Origin of the sequence: Paenibacillus lentus (assembly GCF_042714055.1) — a bacterium.
Taxonomy (GTDB): domain Bacteria; phylum Bacillota; class Bacilli; order Paenibacillales; family Paenibacillaceae; genus Fontibacillus; species Fontibacillus lentus_A.
The window spans coordinates 384,647-403,754 of sequence record NZ_JBHGVC010000003.1 but is presented as its reverse complement, the minus strand read 5'-3'; the positions used below and the strand labels follow the sequence as shown (position 1 = coordinate 403,754).

The window sequence follows — 19,108 nt, the reverse complement described above, 5'->3', positions numbered from 1 at the left end:
ATGAGTACAACGCCAACGTCAAATCAGGAACTGGCTACTTTTGCTGGCGGCTGTTTCTGGTGCATGGTTTCCCCCTTCGAGGAGCTTCCCGGCATTTACGGAATCGTCTCCGGCTATACAGGCGGCCATACGGTAAATCCAACCTACGAAGAGGTCTGCTCCAATCGTACCGGGCATTATGAAGCGGTGCAAATTACCTTTGACCCCTCTGTGTTTCCTTATAGGAAGCTGCTTGAGCTATTCTGGCAGCAAATCGACCCGACTGATGAGGGTGGTCAATTCCATGATCGGGGAGATTCATACCGCACCGCGATATTTTACCATACGGAGGAGCAGCGCAAGGAAGCCGAAGCGTCCAAATTGGAGTTGGAGCAAAGCGGGCGCTTTACCAGCCCGATCGTAACCGCCATTCTTCCGGCAGCTCCGTTCTATGCCGCAGAGGACTATCATCAGCAATATCACCGAAAGAATCCTGCTCACTATAAAAGATACCGCAAGGGCTCTGGACGAGAAGACTTTATTGAACGCCATTGGTCAGGCCCTGCCAACGCGGAGGAGCTGAAACAGCGGCTTACCGAAATCCAATTTGAAGTAACGCAGAACAACGGCACGGAAAGACCGTTTACGGGTGAATACTGGGATCATGAAGGCGAGGGCATCTACGTCGACATCGTATCCGGCGAGCCGCTGTTCAGCTCCCAGGATAAGTATGATGCCGGATGCGGCTGGCCAAGCTTCACGCGGCCACTCAGGTCATACAGCATTAAAGAAAAAGTGGATACAAGCCATTTCATGGTTCGTACCGAAGTTCGCAGCCGCGAAGGCGATTCTCATCTCGGCCATGTGTTCGATGACGGGCCGCAGCCGACCGGATTGCGCTATTGTATCAATTCGGCGGCTTTGCGGTTTATCGCCAGGGAGGATCTCGAGAAGGAAGGCTACGGAGAGTACCGCTACTTATTCGAAGAGCCTAAGCAGGCTGCAGACGAATAAGCAACCGCGTTAACGAGCACCTTGATTAGGGTAATGGTTATAAATGAAATGAATACAGCACCCTGACAAGGAGGAGATCGATCCATGCCTTGGAACAAACATGACTATCCGGTTTCCATGAAAAACCTGGACGCCCGCGTCCGCCACAAAGCGATTGAGATCGCCAATGCCCTGCTTGAGGAGGGCTATGAGGAAGGCAAGGCCATCGCGATCGGCACGGCCAAAGCCCATGAGTGGGATGAAAACCACCCAAAAGATGAAAACGAAAAGTAATGCTTATGATGCAGCCCCGGAAAGCGATGAATAGCTTCCGGGGCTGTTTATTGTTTGTTCCCTAACAGCAAAAACAGCCCAAGCCTCAGGCCCGAGCTGTTTTCTCTTTGATTGCATATGGCGCACGGAGAATTGCGGTATCCTGTTTGCCGCAATTCACGGTCCAAGTGATCGTCTTGCCGGCAATCAGTACGGCCATAATCGTGAATACCGTTTCCGTGAATGGTAAATATATTAAAGACATGCCCAAAACGAGGGCATCCATCAGAATGAAGACTGTACCGATCTTCAGGCCAGATCGTTCACTGATCATGAGAGACAGAATATCGTCTCCTCCCGTTGCCCCGCCTACCCGCAGTACAACGCCCGCGCCGATTCCCGTGAATACGCCCGACAACAATGCAGCTATCGGCAAATTGCCCTGCAAATTCAAGGTAAGCGGCGAGAACTGCTCGCACAGTTCATAAAATGCCGAGAAGGCCAGTGATGCAAATAACGTATTGGCAATAAACTTGCGTCCTTTCAAGAACACGGCGGCGATCAATACCGGAATGTCCAGCATAATCATGCTCAGAGCTGGCGGCAAATCAAATAAATATTTGCCCAGCAGCGCCAGGCCCACAAATCCGCCCTCGGATAAACCATTCTGAAAATTAATATGATAGTACGTAAAAGCTAATAAAAACGTACCCAGCAGCAGCATCGTTACCTGCAAGCCGAAGGCTTGCCAGTTTACTCGTTTCCCCATTTCCAATCCCTCTTATCGTAGTTTGGTTAACCTTACGGCAGCACCCTACGAAGAAGGTTGTTGAGGAGCTTATCCTTCGCATCATTCCACGCTTCCTTCGTAGGGTGGTTGGCTTAAATAACCGGCATCACTACGAAAAGAAGCTAAGTGTAAGAGAGATCACAACGTTTCCAAATCGTCCTTAGGGATTTCGTCCTTCGGGAACACATGGTATCCTGATCCTTTCTTTTTGGTTTTGTATCTATCTTTATTATAACACAGCAGCAATGATGACTAAACAGCTTGCCCGAGGTTATTTATTTTTTCTCCATAATTTGTGACGAATATCATTGCAAATGTCAATTCGTTCACATTTTAGGAATTTTTCGTGTGACGATAATCACCTTTTAAGCGCTGTTGCCGCTCTATACTGATGGGGAAGTTTGAACCATAATTCAATTTGGAAAGAGGGTACTGTTATGCTTGACTCCCGTACGATCGAAATCATTAAATCTACTGTCCCTGTGTTAGAGGTTCATGGCGAAACGATAACACGCACATTTTACCAAACAATGTTCAGAAACCACCCAGAGCTCCTGAATATATTCAATCATGCTAATCAGCGCCAGGGTAAGCAGCCGACAGCCCTTGCCAATGCGGTGTATGCCGCTGCCGCGAACATTGATGCTCTGGAACGGATCCTGCCTGTCGTTCGCGGCATCGCTCAAAAACACCGTGCGCTGGGCATCCTCCCGGAGCATTATCCCATTGTAGGCGAAAACCTGCTTGGCGCAATCAAGACTGTATTAGGCGAAGCTGCAACTGAGGAGATTATTGAAGCGTGGGCTCAAGCCTACGGAGTCATTGCGGATGTATTTATCAGCGTTGAGGCCGAAATGTACGAGCATTCCGAGCAGCAGCCCGGGGGATGGCGCGGCTTCCGTCGTTTTATCATCGATCGCAAGGTTCAGGAAACTGCGGAAGTCACGTCCTTTTACCTGGTGCCTGAGGACGGCAAAGCCATTGCCTCCTATGAGCCTGGTCAATATATTACAGTCAGGGTGAAGCCAGAAGGCCAGGAGTTCACCCATCTCCGCCACTACAGCCTGTCCATGGCTCCAGGAGCTGCGTATTACCGGATTACCGTAAAACGCGAGGATGCGGATGCTAACCGCCCGGAAGGCATTGTCTCCACCTATCTGCATCAGCACATGCAGGAAGGCGGCGTTCTCGAGCTTAGCGCGCCTGCCGGCGACTTCACCCTGGATCAAAACCTGCAAGCGCCTGTTACGCTAATTAGCGGAGGCGTAGGTCTGACGCCAATGCTCAGCATGCTGGAGACGCTGCTGCAGCATTCCGAACGCGAGATTGTATATATCCACGCCGCCCGGAGCAGGGAACACCATATAATGAAGGAACACATCGATAAGCTTGCTGCTAATTCCCCGCATCTGAAATGCTATACGGTTTATGAAACGTCTGCCGCTGACGATAAATGCGACAAGAGCGGTTATATCGATGCATCATGGCTATCGACAATAGCGCCTTTGCATTCTGACTTCTACTTTTGCGGGCCCGTGCCGTTTATGAAAGCGATCTATCAGGCCTTACACGAAATGAACGTGCCTGAAGAGAATATTCATTACGAATTTTTCGGGCCTGCCGGCAGCCTGAGCAGCTCCGCTCCGGCTTAAGCTCCAACCCAGTAGTATCCGGCTAACGTACGATAAAGCCTATACTTGCTGTCCGCGCAGCAGCCGATTGACTGTTTCGCGCCTGATCCCGATCAGCTGCCCGATCTCCTCCTGAGTCAAGTAGTCGGTTAGGGGAGCACCATTCGCATGATGGCTAAGCCATTTCTGCAGCAGCTCCAATCGTTCGCCGGGAGTACCCACCGTAAGGTGGTCAAGCCGCTCTTGCATGAAACGAACCTTTTCCTGAAGGAGACGGGCTACCTCAAGCGGCTTCTGCGGGTTCTCCTCCAGCTCGCGATACCAGTCCTGGGCAGAAATGATCTCCACTTCGCTGCGAATGAGAGCAACTGCGGTGCCGTGAATTTCCTTAGGGGAAATCAAGGAATGGTGCGGCACTGTCTCGCCGGGATACAAAATATTAAACAAAACGATATTGCCGTTCTCATGCAGCCGCGTAACTTTGAACAGGCCGCTCTTGATATGGTAGAGAAACTTTCCGTCATCTCCTTGGCGAAATAAAATCTCTCCTTTATGCAGAATCATCGAAATCGCTCCATTCGTTTGTATAAACTCTCGTAGCAATTATTATAGCAAAAAAACGATCCCGAACGTATTATTCCGTCTACGCATCAAGCCCAGCGCCTTTATAGGCGCTGGGCAATTTGTACAGCTGCTTTTATGGAGATACATCCTCCGCAGGCGTATCATCTGTTTTTTGCGCGATTTTCATTCCCTGCTTATCCCGCCATGATTCATAGCTATGCACAGCGACGCCTTCAAACGAGGAATGCTTGTCGACCAGCGATACCAGTCTGTTCAATTCCTGCGTTACAGACGATAGGGGCTGCTCATAGAAGGAAACTCCCGGGCCTTCTAGGCTCTTAGTCAGCTCAACGCCTACCCACACCTGCTTGTTCCGCTCGTCCGCTTCCTCCAATGTAGCGCGTGACACCTCATAAATCGCTTCGGCCGCATCCCGGTAGGCCATGATTGCTACATAATCGAACTTATCAACCATCCACTGCCGTAAATCGCGGCCTTCTCCGAGCTCCTCATGCTCGATGCCATCCAGCCAGAACGGAAGCGCAGCCCCGATCTTGAGCTGATCGCGCTTGGCGATTTCGACCCACACGCGGGCACTCTCCATCCACTGCTCGATCGTCGCCTCCTGCTCGGTGCTCCAACCCTTTAATAAATAAGGCTCTACGTCGAATTGAACGCCTGCAAACCGCTCTTCAGGATTGGACGCTTTATTGTACTGCTTAACCCAATTTAAAAAGCGGGTCGCTTCCTTGCGCTGCCCGCGCAGAGCCCATTCCGGATGTCCGTTCAAGGCATGAACCTCCATCTTGGCTTGGCTTGCAGCCGCAACAAACCTTTGGTACGAGGCATCGGTCACCTCGTTTCCGATTTGTAGAAAAATAGTCGTTACTCCTTGCTCCTTGGCGAATTCAATAATATCTTCTGTATGGTTCTCCACAAGCTTAGTGTCCCAAAGCCAAGTCGCCTTCGCTTCCGGGACGGAAGGACGGAGCAGAACAACAAACAAGGCAGCAAGCAGGACAGCTGATCCTGATATTACGATGATCGCAAGCCCTTTATACCGTTTATACAATGATCCGATATTCATCTCCGCCTCCACTCCTAATCTTTTCGGGCTAAACCCGTCCTTTGTTCTTTTATTTGTCCTATCCTGCCTATCCTACAATAAGCACTTCTTCTTGTTCGTCCACATGCTGCACGGAATGGCCGATCTTGTACACGTGAGGCAATTTGAATTCCTTGAACGCATTGCGTGTATCCAAAATCGGAACGCCAAGCGATGCAATGGCGCTGTAATCAAGATCCGAGTGATTCGTCACCAGAACCATGCAATCATAGGATTTGAACTTCTCCAGGTCATACTCCACGCTATGAACGGTGACTCCAGCTTTGTCCTTGAAGCTTGTGGCGAACGGATCGTAATATTCCACAGCCGCACCGCTGTCTTTATACAACTCATATACTTCAAGACCCGGCGACTCCCGGAGATCGCTGATATCCGGTTTATAAGCCATACCGAGAATAAGAATGTTCGATTTTTTAATGGATTTCGCATACTCATTCAAAATTTTAGAGGTTTTGTTCACTACATAATAAGGCATATTATCATTCGTCGATTGAGCCAGCTCAATAAACTGACTGTAGAAGCGGAACCCTTTTGCCTTCCATGACAGGTACATCGGATCCAGCGGGATGCAATGTCCGCCGATTCCCGGCCCCGGGTAGAACGGCATGAAGCCGAATGGCTTCGTCTTCGCAGCATCGATGACTTCCCATACATCGATGCCCATCCGATCACACATCATTGCCATTTCATTAATAAAGGCAATGTTTACACTGCGAAATGTATTTTCGAGAAGCTTAGACATTTCAGCTACCTTTGGCGAAGATACGGGAACGACCGTCTCGACATATCTGCTATAGACAGCTAAGCCAAGCGCGAGGCAAGCCTCTGTCGTTCCGCCGATGACTTTCGGCGTATTAAATGTATTGAATTTCGTATTCGAAGGATCTACACGCTCCGGCGAGAAGCAGAGGAAGAAATCCTCTCCGACTACATGTCCCAGGCCCTCTAATTCTCGCTGGATCAGCTCTTCTGTCGTACCTGGATAGGTTGTGCTTTCCAGCGTAATCAGAATGCCTTTTCTCATATAGCGTTTAATATTTTCTACCACGGTTACGATGTAAGACGTGTCTGGATCTTGGTTCTCGCTAAGCGGAGTCGGCACACAGATGCTGATCGCATCTACGTCCCGCAAAGCCGCATAATCGGAAGTCGGAATGAACCGTCCTGATTGCACGACTTCGTTGAGCGTATTGGAGGAGATATCGTGAATATAAGATTCCCCGCGGTAAATCTTGTCGATCTTGTTGGAATCCAGATCAATACCTACGACCTTGAATCCTTGCTTAACCATTTCAACGGCCAGCGGAAGTCCGACATATCCAAGGCCGACGACACACAGCACGGCTTCTTTTGACTCAATAGCTTCCAATAAATCACGGTATTGTTTATTCACAGGTTTCAACCTCCATTTATTTATCTAGTATGAGTGTATTTCTTTTCAGTGAATGCAACGTCGAATCCGTGCATCCAGTTCAACCGGCGAGAAGGGTTTAGTAATGTAATCGTCTACGCCGTTTTGGAAGCATAGGCTGATGGTTTGCTCCACACGCTGCTCGGTTAAGACCACGATTTTGGGTGTATTCTTAACGTTGACCTGCTGGATATGGTGAATATAGGGCAGGCCGTCAATCCCGTACAGATTCAATTCGGTCAGCACCAGATCGGGATTCCAGCTTTCGATGAGCTCCAGCGCAGAGATCCCGTTATCCGTTACGGCCGTATCATACCCCTGCATCTGCAACCGGATCTGCAGAAACTCGCGGACGGTAGGATCGCCTTCAACGATCAGAATGCGGCTTTGCGATGAACGGAATTCCTGTCGGGTAAAAATGTGAATATCCCCTAAAGCACTCAGCTTGGCGGACTCCTCCATTTGCTTTAACACCTGCCCGTTAAGCTCTCCTTGCTCGGGAAAGCTCGATAATGTCATGCGAAGATCCAGCTCTCCGTTAGTTTCTTGAAGCCGCTGCTTCAGCAGCAAGCCTTGAAAATGTACGGCGTCGAGCTGCTGCCCTGGGAGCAGAACGGCATAGCTTCCAGGCTCGTTTCCATTCCAGAGCTCGAAGGATACGCCCGGCTGAGATTCCAGAACTCCTCGGATTTGCGATTCCAAATAGGACGGAGCATTTGCGGAATATAGGAATAGAACTCCATTCGCCTCTAGGTCAGCCCCCTTCACATACTCCTCTATGGATACATATAAATTGGATTGCTCGATCTTGGTTTGCAATGCTGCCGTATTCGGCATCTGATTCCCGCCTTTCTTTTGATTTGGATAATTTAACCTTTATGCAGAGCTGTACAGGCTGCTATCAACTCCCTTCCCGAACTCCCGAACCTTGAAGTCTTAAGCTGTCTTCGCTGCTTTACTTTCTTCTTTCCAGCTTGTTCGGGTCATCGTTCCCCAGGAGTTGTTATTGCGCAAATATTGTATATGGCCTTGAATCCGCCATAGTCCGCCAAGCTGTGCGTACCCTAAAAACTTAAAGGCGGAGAAGAACAACAGACGAATCAAGTCGGATACCTTGGTGAATCTCTTGAACGCGAGCTCCTCCAGGAACAAGGCGCCGATGCTGAGCAAATAACCGCTCAAAATGTTGATCAATCCGAACACGACGAGTATTCTCCAGTGCGTCATATCCATCAGCGTATACCCGACCAGCGCGAGCAGCCCCGTAATTTTGAAATAGGGATTGAGCGCCTCGAAAATAATGTTATATGGCATCGTCAGCAGCCCCATCACCTTGTATTTCGGGTTAAAGGCCATATCGTAGTTCTCGATCATATTTTTCAGATTACCGCGCCCCCAGCGCTTCCGCTGGTTGGACAAAATACGGTAGGTATCCGGTGCTTGCGTCCAGCACACCGCTTCCGGGCAAAAGGCGACCCGGTATTTCAGCTTGTTCTCCAGCATGTAGCGATGGAGCTTGATGATGATGTTCATGTCCTCGCCGGGATAGCCTCCGCGGTATCCCCCTACGGCGATAACATAATCCTTGCGGAACATTCCAAACGCCCCGGAAACGATAATTAGTCCATTGATGGAGCTCCAGCCGATGCGGCCGCCCAGGAATGCCTTCAGGTATTCAACCGCTTGGAACATCGGCCACATTTTACGCGGCAGCGATACTTCCTTGACCGCACCGTTCTCGATCAGGCAGCCGTTGGCGATCCGTACGTCTCCGCCGATGGCTACCGTCTCTTCTGGATTCTCCATATACATCCGAGCCATGCGGATCAAAGCATCCTTCTCCAGCAAGGAGTCAGCGTCAATGGATGAGATGAGCGGATAATGGGACAGGTTGATGCCTGCATTCAAAGAATCCGCCTTCCCGCCATTCGGCTTATCTATAACATACAGATGCGGATACTGAGGATTGTAATATACAGCATTAATCGGCTGACAGTCAATCGAGTTCCGCATTTCGGGATTCGGCAGCGGCTCCAGACCGAATTCCTCCCGTAGTACTCCCAGCGTATTATCGCTGGAGCCGTCATTGATGACGATCACTTCATAGGTCGGGTAATTCAACGTCATCAAGCACTTTACGTTCTCTATGACCGTAAGCTCCTCATTGAAGGCAGGCACGAGCAAGGATACTGAAGGCACCAGCTCCGAGCCGGAAAGCGTGTTGTATTTTGAATAGGCCGCTCTGCGAAAAATCGTCATAATGTTGCGGAACGAAAAAGCCAATATCGTAAAATAAATCGTATTTACCGTCATTACGTAGTAGATGGCAAACAATCCGTAAATAAGCAATATGTCTCTAAGCAGTGTAATCGCCTCCGACCGCCGCAACCTGACGAACCGGTCTCTGCTCGGCTACGCCGAAATACCGTTCGTACAGCAGCTTTTTTTTGTTATAGGCGACCATTTGGTCGAGTTTTTGATGCTCATTATCCTGCAGCATGGTTCTTTCGATATGATACATCGCGGTCTCCCGCTCTACGCCCGATCCATTCATCGCAATTTGGCAGAGAACCTCAAAGCCCGTCTCGCCCAGCTTGGCCAAGCTTTCGGCACTGTTGTTTCTCACCCACCAGTTCGCATCCTTCAACGCATTGCGCAAGAGCGGAATGCTGCCGGCAGCATGCATGGAGCCGAGGGATTTCGCCACAGCGGCGCGTACCTCCCAGTCCTTGTCGGCCATCAGATTTTTGATGGTATCATCCTTTAGCACCGGATTGGAGCTTAAGTAAAGCTTGACGGCCTCAGCCCGGACATCCGTTTGCTCGGCGCCAACCAAACGATCCAAGGAAGGCACTACCTCCGGAATCGCCTGTCCCCACATCGCTACAAGAGCTACCTTCACAAGATCCGGGTTTTGGTCATCCAGCAGCTTCAGCAAGAGACGGCTGGCATCAAGCCGGCTCTCCATCAAGATGTCCGCTGCCATATTGTGAATCGGCTTGCCGTGAGAAAGCAGGTACTGCAGCATTTCCTTCAGCTGCTCCTCATGCTCCGCGCTTTTGGCCACTGCACGGGCTACGACGATCGTAAGCGGAGTGTAACGCTCGCTCTTCAGCATCGTCAGCAGCCGGGGAACGGCTTCGGCAGCACGCATACCGCCGAGCCGAAAAGCCGCCGCAATCCGCCGCCCGTAGAACAAGCTGTCCAGCAGCTTGATATCCTCGCGGACAAAGCCGGCTTCATGGCAGAGCTCAACCAGCTTTTCCCGATACTCGCCCTTGAATTGCTCGATCCACTCGATGAATTTCTGCTGGATGACCCGGGCCTCTAATCCCTTAAGCTTGCCTGGCGGCAGGGGCAGCTCCGAGGTTCCGCTTATATGAGATTGAATAAATTTAAAATAATCCTGATGCTTTTGCAGATATTGCTGGCTCTTTTTTACTTTGTGCAAATGATTGAACTTCAAGGCGAATAAGAGAACAACTCCAATCCCGATCAGTCCCAGGCATGCGTAAATAAAATAGATAGCCATGGTAAGATGCGCATACATAAAGAACATTCCTCCTTCTATATACCGAACACCGGACTATTCAGGTTTATGTTCCGGCAAGCTTTCGTAATACTCTTTCAGCGCATAATAGCCGGATTTTAAATTTTCGGTGTATTTCACGGTTTCCCAAGGCGACCAAGTATATTTCGGCTGCTCCGCAAGATTGACGGGCCCGTTGCTTCCCGGCCCAGAAACTACTTGACTATGGCGATCCTTAATCCAAGGCACGAAAGTAATTCCATCACTTTGCGCTGTTGTAAACGTGCGACCTTTCTTCAGCGGGCCGTAATCAATGACCTGAAGGGAGCTGGGATCCGCAAAGCCAAGCAGCATCCATGGAATGCGCAGCTCTACTTCGCTGCCGTTGTATTCCCATGAAGTCAGGGAGTTAAAGCTCTCATCGTTTCGATCCGAAGTCCCTCGTACCAGGCCGCCGACCGTCATATCCTTAAACGGCTGGCTCAGCCGGGTATCCGGCGGCGACATCAGCAAACTGACCGCCAGCTTCCATGGCTGGAACTGAACCTTCTGCTCCTCGGTCAGCTCATCCAGCATCTGGTAACCGTCTCGTCCATAGAGACGACGATGAAAATCATAGCTCGGAGCCGTTCTTACCTCCGTCTCGTCATCCCGTCCGATGACGACCAAATTTTCCAGCCCTTCGCTCAGCTTGATCCCGGGCAGCTCCGCGACCGGCTCATTTCCTCCGGGCTGCGTATGCGTCCCCAGATAAATTTGTCGGGCTTCCGGATCAAAATCCTCGCTTAATGTAAGTCCTACGTATACGTAAGCCTCATCATGCGTCACGCGGAAGCGTTCAATGCCAGGAGCCGGCTTATCCCACGATTTGACCTCACCTTCCGGCAGAGCATCCCAATCGCTCAGCTTGCCATCGATGATAAGATCGTCCTCCTTGCCCGGTCCCATGGCGACGATGCCGAACAGCTTCTCGTTCGTCAGGACGTTCAGCCAATAAGAACGCCGATGCTCGGGAATTTCGAAGCGCATCGTATTCCACGTCTTCTTGAACCACTCATCCTGCCACATGAACAATATGGCACCGGCATAACCTTCGTCATAAATGTCCTTCGTCAAGGATACGTCGATTTCCGCCTTTTCGGCATCGCTGTGCCCGCCTTGATTCCGTCCACCGGGGCCGATATGCGATACGCCCACAGACGCAGGCACGCCGTACTCCGTCACCATAACCGGAATATCCTTGTAATGTTCCTTTAGCTTTTTCAAATAAGCCTTATACGTATTGAACCCGCCATTTCCATCGGGGATCGTCTCAAGCGTCTTATCGAGATGGAAAAAGTCCGGGTAATACGGATAGACGTGATAGGCTGCGAAATAGCCCGCCTCCCAGTCCACCGGCTCGACATGCGTAGCATCCACGCTGACCAGATCCTCCTCGAACAAAGGCTCGCCGGGATGCTCAAGCACATCCGTCGTGACCCAGTTCGTAAAGGTCATCGGGTGCTGCCACCCATAGGAGGCTTCCAGCTCGGCCGTCTGATCGATCAGTTCGGCGAGCCAGCTCTCAAACGGACTCGCCTCCTCCAGCGCCGAGAAATGCTTGCCTTTGTAAGGCTCGATAGAGGCATATTGCTTATTCGTATTGTCCACCATTTCGGGATCCCACTCCGTGCCGATATGCCAGGCCATCAAATAAGGCCCTGCATTCGCTCTGTACTTTCCTCCCGAAACTCCCGGCTGCACCGGTATTTTCAAATCCCCGTATACCGCTTTTACTGCTTTCTCGATTTCCTTGTGAAACGTATCCTTAATTCCAGGGTTGTATGCATCCTTAAGCTCGATCAATTGCTCCTCAGGCGACCAAATGCCTTGGATAAAGTACAACGGATCGTCTCCCTTATCTCTGTTATATTTTACTAAGGACTTATAGAACACTGGATTATGCACGGTATAAATACGGATCACGTTAGCGCCCATATCATCGATTTGCTTGAACCAGCGCATATAATCCTCTTCAGTAATCGGAAATTCACCTGGAAAATAACCAGGAACCGTAGCTCCCAAGTTGATGCCCTTTACGAAAAGCTCCTGCCATTTTCCCTCTCCCTTATACTCCATGAAACGATCTCCCGAAGTCTGGAACTTGATCTTTGCACCGTCTGAAGCCTCGAATGTGGTATGAGACGGAGGCAGGTTTGAAATGAAAAGGTAAATCCCCCCGGCAATGAGAATACCGCCAAGTACGAGTAAAATAACTAACCGTTTTCGCGCTAACGTTGTCATCGGTTCTGCTCTTGTCACCTCGCTATTTTTTTGTATGCAGGCGATTTTACCAGTACGGTCCCCTCGCACCTCCACTCCTTTTGTATTACCTCTATCATTAACCAAGTACTCTAATAAAGTAACTAGGCTAATAGAAGCGTTTTGCATCTGGGCCCTTTCCTGCTTAATCGAAGGCTTCTAGCACCTATTTCCCGGTTAATTCCATTATCGCCTTTAAATTACTGCACCTCTCGTCCTTATGAAAACAACTTGAAAAACGAAGCAATACATTGCTACATTTCCAAGTCGCCGTTTTCATGGAACGCAGTGCTCCTGCTGTTCGCTCATAGTTAGACGCACAACTTTTTTCGAAGTTTCGTTCTATTTTTACACCCGCTTCCATAAAGGTTACAAAATTGATACCAAAGTCTCGCTAAAGAATCGCTTAACCACGCGGTTTTTAGGCATTTTGTTAATTTATGTCATTCCATTAAAAAACGTACGCTGGTCCTATGCCAGGCTCATTGGTTGCCCGCCGACTTCATTCCGTTTTTTTCCATAGGACGGCCAGGTCCCGTAAATGACTTCTTGCCCACAATCCTGCTCCTCAAATAGCACCATTAAATTACAATTATTATCATATTAAGGAACTATGTCAGCGCATTTGTTTTCCATAAAATTCATTTGCATAACGAACTAATGTTCGGTGTATAATATATAAAACGAATACATGTTCGCATTATGGTGGTGTAATATCATGACTAACTCAACAATCGAGACAGAAGAAGATATTCAAATCATCAAAGACTACACCTTACTGCCTATTTTGCTGGATATGCTGGCAAGGGATATTGAGGAGCTCAGCCTGCATCAGAATAAATTAATTTATAATCTCGTGATTTTTTATCTTAAGCGGATTGAGGTTCATATTCATCTTGAGCTGAAAGGCCTTAGAAGTAAAATGCGGCAGCAGCAAATTCAAGTACTTAGCACTACGATGAATGCGCTGGGGGTTGAGGTAGAGTACAAGGTTCGGGGCTATATCCATCATTTTAAAATGCTGAGAAGCCTAGTGAAAGCGGAGCTTATGATTCTTCTGATGAAGCTATGGGAGGCATCCAGATGAAGAGCGTGCGCGAAAGGACTATTTTCTTGGCGGATTGCCAGAGCTTCTATGCCAGCATCGAGAAAGCGGATCATCCGGGATGCAAGGATAAGCCGGTGGCCGTAGCCGGAGACCCCGCTCGCCGTTCGGGAATTATTCTCGCCGCCTGCCCGATCGCCAAAAGCTTTGGGGTCACTACAGCGGAACGGTTAGGCGAAGCGATCCGAAAATGCCCCGAGCTCGTCGTCATGCGCCCGCGGATGCAGCATTACATTGATGTATCCCTGATGATTACGGACATTTATCGAGAATATACCGATCTGGTCGAAATTTTCTCGATTGACGAGCAGTTCCTCGACGTATCGGGAAGCCTGCATCTATTCCACGGCGACCCCCTCGCCATGGCCAGATCGATTCAGCAGAAAGTGCTGAAGCAGACCGGGGTATGGATTCGAGTCGGCATCAGCTCCAACAAAATGCTTGCCAAGCTGGCCACAGACATTTGGGCAAAGAAGAACGAAAGCGGGCTGTACATCCTGCCCAGCATTGACGTGCCGTCGGCACTCTGGCCGCAGCCGATTCCCAAAATGTTCGGAGTCGGCTCCCGGATGGCCGCTCATTTCGCGCGGCTCGGAATGCATCAGATCGGCGACATCGCCAGAACGCCGCTGCCCGTGCTGAAGGATAAATTCCGCGCCCGCTTCGGCAAGCAAAGCGATATTCAGGCGGAAGTGATGTGGAGAACGGCGAACGGACTGGATGATTCCCCGGTAACGCCGCGCACCTTTGATGCCGCACCGAAATCGGTCAGCCATATGATGACGCTGCCGAGAGACTATGCCGAGCCTGACGAGATCGACACGGTTTTGCTAGAGCTTGTGGAGGAAGTATGCCGGGATTGCCGGCGCAAGGGTTATATGGGACAGGTGATCACCGTCAACTGCCTATGCAGTCCCTATGATGCACGCATCGGCTTCTCCCGGCAAATGAAAATGCCGGATCCGACCCATCATACAAACACCGTGTATGAAGCCGCCAAAAAGCTGTTTTACCGTTACTGGAACAGCCTGCCGGTACGCCGGTTAGGCATTGGGCTTAGCGGTCTTGCGACAGATCGCGGCTATCAGCTGACTCTTTTCGAGGATCAGGTGAAGCTTCGCGCCTTGGATAAGGTAACCGATCAAATTAAAGACCGTTACGGCAGCGCGGCTATTGTCAGAGCTTCCTCATTGACGACATCGGGGCAAGCAAGAGAACGGGCACGTAAGATTGGAGGGCATTATAAATGAGTAAAAAGCTCGCGGGCAACGGCCTCTGGGAATCAAGCCGGATGATGCTTCCCCAGCACAAGGAGCAATCCTTATCGACTAGGGAGCAAGCAACAGCGGCGGCGAATGGAGCAGCGGGGATCCGAGCCCCTTCCCCCCCAACGGCCAAGGATATCGAGGTCATCAGACAATACATCATTCTGCCGGTCGCCCTTCAAATCGTTGAAAAGAAGAATAGAGAGGTCGAAAGATCCTCCCAGACCCTAAAGTCCCTATACGCTGTAGCGACCAAAGTGCTGGCCCAGCATATGAGAGAAGATATGCAGCGATGCCGCAAATCCCTGATAAAGCAGCAGATCCGCATCTTCGAGCCATCGACGGACGGCCTGGACATTCATTATCGGTTCGTATGCCGCGGAATTGAAGATGAGTTTACCATGACCAAGGATTTCCTGAAATCCCAGGTCAGCTTAGCGATTGGGCAGTATACGAACAATTTGATCGCGATTTTACGCGGAACGGGAAGCCGGTAATCCGGGCATTTTTACGGGCTGATGCAAGGGTACCTGTCCAGTTGTTCCTCCCTTCTTGCGCATATTTATAATGATATATTCGCCATAAATGTAAGTAGAAGTGGAGGTGAGGATTATGCTTGTACAGAAATATACACTGTCGCCGGGCACTTCCTACTCTACTCCTTATTACATCGCAAAAAGCGTCCGCCCAGGCCCAACCGTTATGATCGTTGCAGGCATACACGGCAAAGAAACCGGCAGCATTCAAGCGGCCCGCAAGCTCGTCGGCATGATCCGCAAGGATCAGCTGCGGATTCACAAAGGGAGCTTGATCATCGTTCCCACGGTCAATAAGAAGGCATACCGCCAACGTATTCGCGGTGTGCCGGACTTGAATCGCACCTTTCCCCGGAGTGCGGGCCAGGCGGCGAAGCATGCGTTGTCCGCAGCGCTGTTTGATGTAGCAAAACGCTATCATCCCTCCTGGTACCTGGATCTTCATGAAGCGAACGGCTTATCGCAGCGCAATGCCAATGTGCTGGGCCAAACGCTGATCACTAATCCGGGCAGCCGCGCCGTGCCTGTCGCCCGTAAAATCATCAAGGAAATCAACCGAACCATCGGCGCCAGCTCCCATTACTTCAACCTGCGGCGGCATGAACTCCCCGGCTCTTCCCGCACTGCCGCTGCTCGCATTTTGGGAGCCAGGGCGGTAACCGTGGAAACGGGCTGGAGCCTTCCTTTTTCAACCCGAGTACAATATCAAATCGACATCGTGCGCCGCTTTCTAAGCGAAGCCGGACTAACGAAGGGCTAGCGCTCTGCGTATAAGACAATCACATAAAAACCGTTCGCCCGAAAATGGACGAACGGTTTTTATGATTTACAGGCCTGTGGCCTTCTAGCCTATCTAAACATACCCCATAATTTAATCAGATGGAACGTATTGCGCGGATCAATCTTTTGGGCGATGACAAACTGGACGATTTGCTCCTCCTGCACGCTAGACAGTCGTTCATTCAGGATCGAAGCCGCCGATTTAACCAGCCGTCTCACCTTGCCCCGATCCTGTAAATCTGATTTTGTGAGGCCGTCAACAAGGCCTTTGATGCGCTCCTTTACAGCCGGGTTTTTCATTTTCAGTTTAATGCGCTCCACCAGCTGCGGACTAATGCCATACTGCTGATAACTCAAAGCTATGCCACACCTCCCGTCAAACGCTAATCCCCATTAATATATGACGGATAGGATGTACATGTTGCCACAAACCTGCAAGGTTCGAATATCCGCGGTTAACCCGGATCTATTTAAGGAACGAAATCGCTTCGTGCGTTTGTCCTAGTCTAGCTATCGTCTGCTCGTACTGCGTAGAAGCATAGGCGAAAAACAAAATATCGATGACGACGAGCTGCGCGAGACGAGAACCGGTAGCTCCACTGCGCAGCGTAGCTTCCGGCGCAAGCGGCGTATACAGCACCGTATCCGCCAATTCGGACACTTTATGGTTTCCGAACCGGGATATGCCGATGCTGTGCACACCATACTGCTTCGCCACGCGGAACAGCTGAACGACTTCCTTCGTATTGCCGCTGTAGGATACGCCCATAAATAACGCATCCGCTGGGGCGCTTGCCAATGCCGCAGCAAGTAAATGCCCGTCCTGCAGCGCAGATGCCTGTTTGCCTAGACGAAGCCATTTCTGGGCGGCATCCGCCGCAACGATTCCAGAAGCCCCCACCCCGTACATATAAATAACGGGGGCTTTGCGGAAAAGCCCGACGACTTCCTCAATCAGCTCCGGCTGCAAATGCAGCACTGTGTCCTGAATGGCCTGCAGGCTGTTGGCCACGGTTTTCTGGATGACATTTTGTACCGTTTCGCCATGCTCAATGTCGTAATAGCCCGGCTTCTGCGGCTTAGCATTGTCTACGGAGAGCCGTACCTTCAAATCCGGAAAACCGGTTAAACCGAGGGAGCGGCATAGACGGGTAATCGCTGCCGCGCTCGTCCCTGCTTTTTCCGCCATCGCATGGATGCTCAGCTTGGAAACCTGCTCAGGCGCATCTAAAATGTATTGGGCCGCCTTCCGTTCCGATTCCGGCAACTGCGGCAGCACAGCCTCGATTTGCACTACGATACTTCCCGTCACTCGTCATCTCCCCTGTCCTTGATTCTCTTACTTATTATGCTCTACAAGCATCTGCTTTGTAAAACCGAAGAAATAAGTAAGCAGGAATCCCGCAGTATAGGATATGAGCAGCCCGGCCAAATAAACCAGCACCGTCATTCCAAAATCCATCGGCCCTTTCATCAGTGGAATCAGAACCAGACCGGAAGGGCCGATGGCTACAGAACCGATGAACCGTTCCGACATGGCGAACAGCCCAAGCAGCGCTCCGCCAAAACCTCCGCCAAGACAGGCGGTAATGAAAGGACGGCCAAGCGGGAGACTGACACCATAAATCAATGGCTCTCCAATTCCAAGGAACCCGACGGGAAGTGCCCCCTTGATCAAATTCCGCAGCTTGGCGTTATGCTTCAGCTTAATATAAATCGCAATGGCTGAACCAACCTGGCCTGCCCCGGCCATTGCCAATATAGGAAGCAATGCTGTGTAGCCAACCTGGTTAATTAATTCGGCATGAATCGGAATAAGCGCCTGATGCAGTCCGAACATGACCAGCGGCAAAAATAACGAAGCCAATACAAACCCCGATAGCGGTCCGCCGTGAGCCAACAGCCATGTCGTGACCGTGCCGATGCCCTGCGATATGATTCCCGTAACCGGCATAAGGAAGAAGACGGTCAGCAGTCCGACAAGGAGCAGGGACAGCGTCGGCGTAACGATAATATCGATCGAAGCGGGAACGCGCTTCCGAATAAATCTTTCCACGACAGTGACCAGACCCGCAGCCAGAATGGCTCCGATGATCCCGCCCTGTCCGGCGTTTAAGCTGATCTCGCCAAAGAACGGATACGTATACGTAATCTTCGCGACGGCCGGAGCCACGATAATAGCGGCAACCGCCCCGCCCAGCGACGGCGTCCCGCCAAATTCCTTGGCGGCATTGATACCGGCGAAAATCGTCAAATACCCAAAGAATGCCGAGCCGATGACTCCGAGAATCGGCTGCAGCGTCAAGAGCCAGGCCGCCTCGTTCCCTGATGTGATCAAATTGTTCATCAAGCCGGCAATGCCGTTAATAATACCTGCCCCGACCAGGGCGGGAATGAGCGGAATAAAGATACTGCCGATTTTGCGCAGAAAATTTTTGAAGGGCGTATTGTTTTTCTTCTTCAGCGCAGCTTTAATATCATCATTTTTGCCCACAGAAGAATTGCCGGCACCAGAATTCCCGGTAGCAGGCGCTTCTCCTTTGTCTGCGCTGAACTCTGCCGTTTGCTGAAGAAGTTCGCCGAACTGCTCGGCCACTTTATTGACGACACCTGGTCCGAGAATGATTTGATAGGTCTCATCGTCGACTACTCCCAGTACGCCGTCCACCTGTTTCAGAGCTTCTTCATCAATTAGACTATGATCCTTCACACTGATACGGAGCCTAGTCATACAATTCGTAAATTGCTGCACATTGCCGGCCCCGCCGATCCGATCTATAATTTCTTGCGCCATTACTGCATACTTCTTCACCTGAGTCATCTGC

At 50.6% G+C, this 19,108-nt stretch carries 18 protein-coding genes; 7 read left to right on the top strand and 11 right to left on the bottom strand.

Translation table 11 applies throughout. The annotated features are described in order from the left end of the window. A complete protein-coding gene (gene msrB / locus ACE3MQ_RS08620; protein WP_379392196.1) occupies positions 1-993 on the top strand; it encodes a peptide-methionine (R)-S-oxide reductase MsrB in 993 nt (330 codons plus the stop codon). An 84-nt stretch (positions 994-1,077) separates the two neighbouring features. Then, the gene (locus ACE3MQ_RS08615; protein WP_379392195.1) at positions 1,078-1,266 is read left to right on the top strand and encodes a DUF2188 domain-containing protein; all 189 of its coding nucleotides are present in this window, start codon (positions 1,078-1,080) and stop codon (positions 1,264-1,266) included. 85 nt (positions 1,267-1,351) lie between these two features. On the opposite strand, the gene ACE3MQ_RS08610 is transcribed toward ACE3MQ_RS08615, so the two are convergent. Further along, on the bottom strand, positions 1,352-2,014 hold the full coding sequence (locus ACE3MQ_RS08610) for a YitT family protein (RefSeq protein ID WP_379392194.1): 663 nt from the start codon (positions 2,012-2,014) through the stop codon (positions 1,352-1,354). A gap of 458 nt (positions 2,015-2,472) precedes the next feature. Between ACE3MQ_RS08610 and hmpA the strand changes: the two genes are divergently transcribed. Then, a complete protein-coding gene (hmpA, locus tag ACE3MQ_RS08605) occupies positions 2,473-3,687 on the top strand; it encodes an NO-inducible flavohemoprotein (RefSeq protein ID WP_379392193.1) in 1,215 nt (404 codons plus the stop codon). A 39-nt stretch (positions 3,688-3,726) separates the two neighbouring features. On the opposite strand, the gene ACE3MQ_RS08600 is transcribed toward hmpA, so the two are convergent. The 7 genes from ACE3MQ_RS08600 to ACE3MQ_RS08570 all read right to left on the bottom strand — a co-directional run bounded on the left by ACE3MQ_RS08600 (position 3,727) and on the right by ACE3MQ_RS08570 (position 12,579). Next, complete coding sequence (locus ACE3MQ_RS08600) at positions 3,727-4,230, bottom strand: Crp/Fnr family transcriptional regulator (RefSeq protein WP_379392192.1); 504 nt, start codon at positions 4,228-4,230, stop codon at positions 3,727-3,729. A 133-nt stretch (positions 4,231-4,363) separates the two neighbouring features. After that, positions 4,364-5,317, bottom strand: a complete 954-nt coding sequence (locus tag ACE3MQ_RS08595) for a glycoside hydrolase family protein (RefSeq protein ID WP_379392191.1) — start codon at positions 5,315-5,317, stop codon at positions 4,364-4,366. Between the two features lie 67 nt (positions 5,318-5,384). Beyond that, positions 5,385-6,749, bottom strand: a complete 1,365-nt coding sequence (locus tag ACE3MQ_RS08590) for a nucleotide sugar dehydrogenase (protein WP_379392190.1) — start codon at positions 6,747-6,749, stop codon at positions 5,385-5,387. Positions 6,750-6,794: 45 nt separating this feature from the next. Continuing rightward, positions 6,795-7,604, bottom strand: coding sequence for a response regulator transcription factor (locus ACE3MQ_RS08585; RefSeq protein WP_379392189.1), 810 nt, complete (start codon positions 7,602-7,604; stop codon positions 6,795-6,797). A 99-nt stretch (positions 7,605-7,703) separates the two neighbouring features. After that, entirely contained in the window at positions 7,704-9,080 is a 1,377-nt protein-coding gene (locus ACE3MQ_RS08580; RefSeq protein WP_379392471.1) for a glycosyltransferase family 2 protein, read from the bottom strand. Between the two features lie 43 nt (positions 9,081-9,123). Then, positions 9,124-10,317 (bottom strand): HEAT repeat domain-containing protein, encoded by a 1,194-nt coding sequence (locus ACE3MQ_RS08575; protein WP_379392188.1) that lies wholly within the window; start codon positions 10,315-10,317, stop codon positions 9,124-9,126. Between the two features lie 36 nt (positions 10,318-10,353). Continuing rightward, entirely contained in the window at positions 10,354-12,579 is a 2,226-nt protein-coding gene (locus ACE3MQ_RS08570) for a glycoside hydrolase family 5 protein (protein WP_379392187.1), read from the bottom strand. Between the two features lie 736 nt (positions 12,580-13,315). On the opposite strand from ACE3MQ_RS08570, the gene ACE3MQ_RS08565 reads away from it, so the two are divergent. From ACE3MQ_RS08565 to ACE3MQ_RS08550, 4 genes are all read left to right on the top strand, one after another. Beyond that, positions 13,316-13,684 (top strand): hypothetical protein, encoded by a 369-nt coding sequence (locus ACE3MQ_RS08565; protein ID WP_379392186.1) that lies wholly within the window; start codon positions 13,316-13,318, stop codon positions 13,682-13,684. Next, the gene (locus ACE3MQ_RS08560) at positions 13,681-14,952 is read left to right on the top strand and encodes a DNA polymerase IV (protein WP_379392185.1); all 1,272 of its coding nucleotides are present in this window, start codon (positions 13,681-13,683) and stop codon (positions 14,950-14,952) included. Before ACE3MQ_RS08565 ends, ACE3MQ_RS08560 begins: the two co-directional genes overlap by 4 nt. Next, a complete protein-coding gene (locus tag ACE3MQ_RS08555) occupies positions 14,949-15,464 on the top strand; it encodes a hypothetical protein (protein WP_379392184.1) in 516 nt (171 codons plus the stop codon). The genes ACE3MQ_RS08560 and ACE3MQ_RS08555 overlap by 4 nt, the downstream gene beginning before the upstream one ends. Positions 15,465-15,579: 115 nt before the next feature. Further along, positions 15,580-16,263 (top strand): succinylglutamate desuccinylase/aspartoacylase family protein, encoded by a 684-nt coding sequence (locus ACE3MQ_RS08550; RefSeq protein ID WP_379392183.1) that lies wholly within the window; start codon positions 15,580-15,582, stop codon positions 16,261-16,263. 89 nt (positions 16,264-16,352) lie between these two features. On the opposite strand, the gene ACE3MQ_RS08545 is transcribed toward ACE3MQ_RS08550, so the two are convergent. The 3 genes from ACE3MQ_RS08545 to ACE3MQ_RS08535 all read right to left on the bottom strand — a co-directional run bounded on the left by ACE3MQ_RS08545 (position 16,353) and on the right by ACE3MQ_RS08535 (position 19,095). After that, positions 16,353-16,640: a stage VI sporulation protein F gene (locus tag ACE3MQ_RS08545; RefSeq protein WP_379392182.1), complete on the bottom strand. Its 288-nt coding sequence runs from the start codon at positions 16,638-16,640 to the stop codon at positions 16,353-16,355. Positions 16,641-16,749: 109 nt separating this feature from the next. After that, entirely contained in the window at positions 16,750-17,595 is an 846-nt protein-coding gene (locus tag ACE3MQ_RS08540; protein ID WP_379392181.1) for a MurR/RpiR family transcriptional regulator, read from the bottom strand. Positions 17,596-17,622: 27 nt separating this feature from the next. Next, complete coding sequence (locus tag ACE3MQ_RS08535) at positions 17,623-19,095, bottom strand: PTS transporter subunit EIIC (protein ID WP_379392470.1); 1,473 nt, start codon at positions 19,093-19,095, stop codon at positions 17,623-17,625. Between the last annotated feature and the right edge of the window lie 13 nt (positions 19,096-19,108).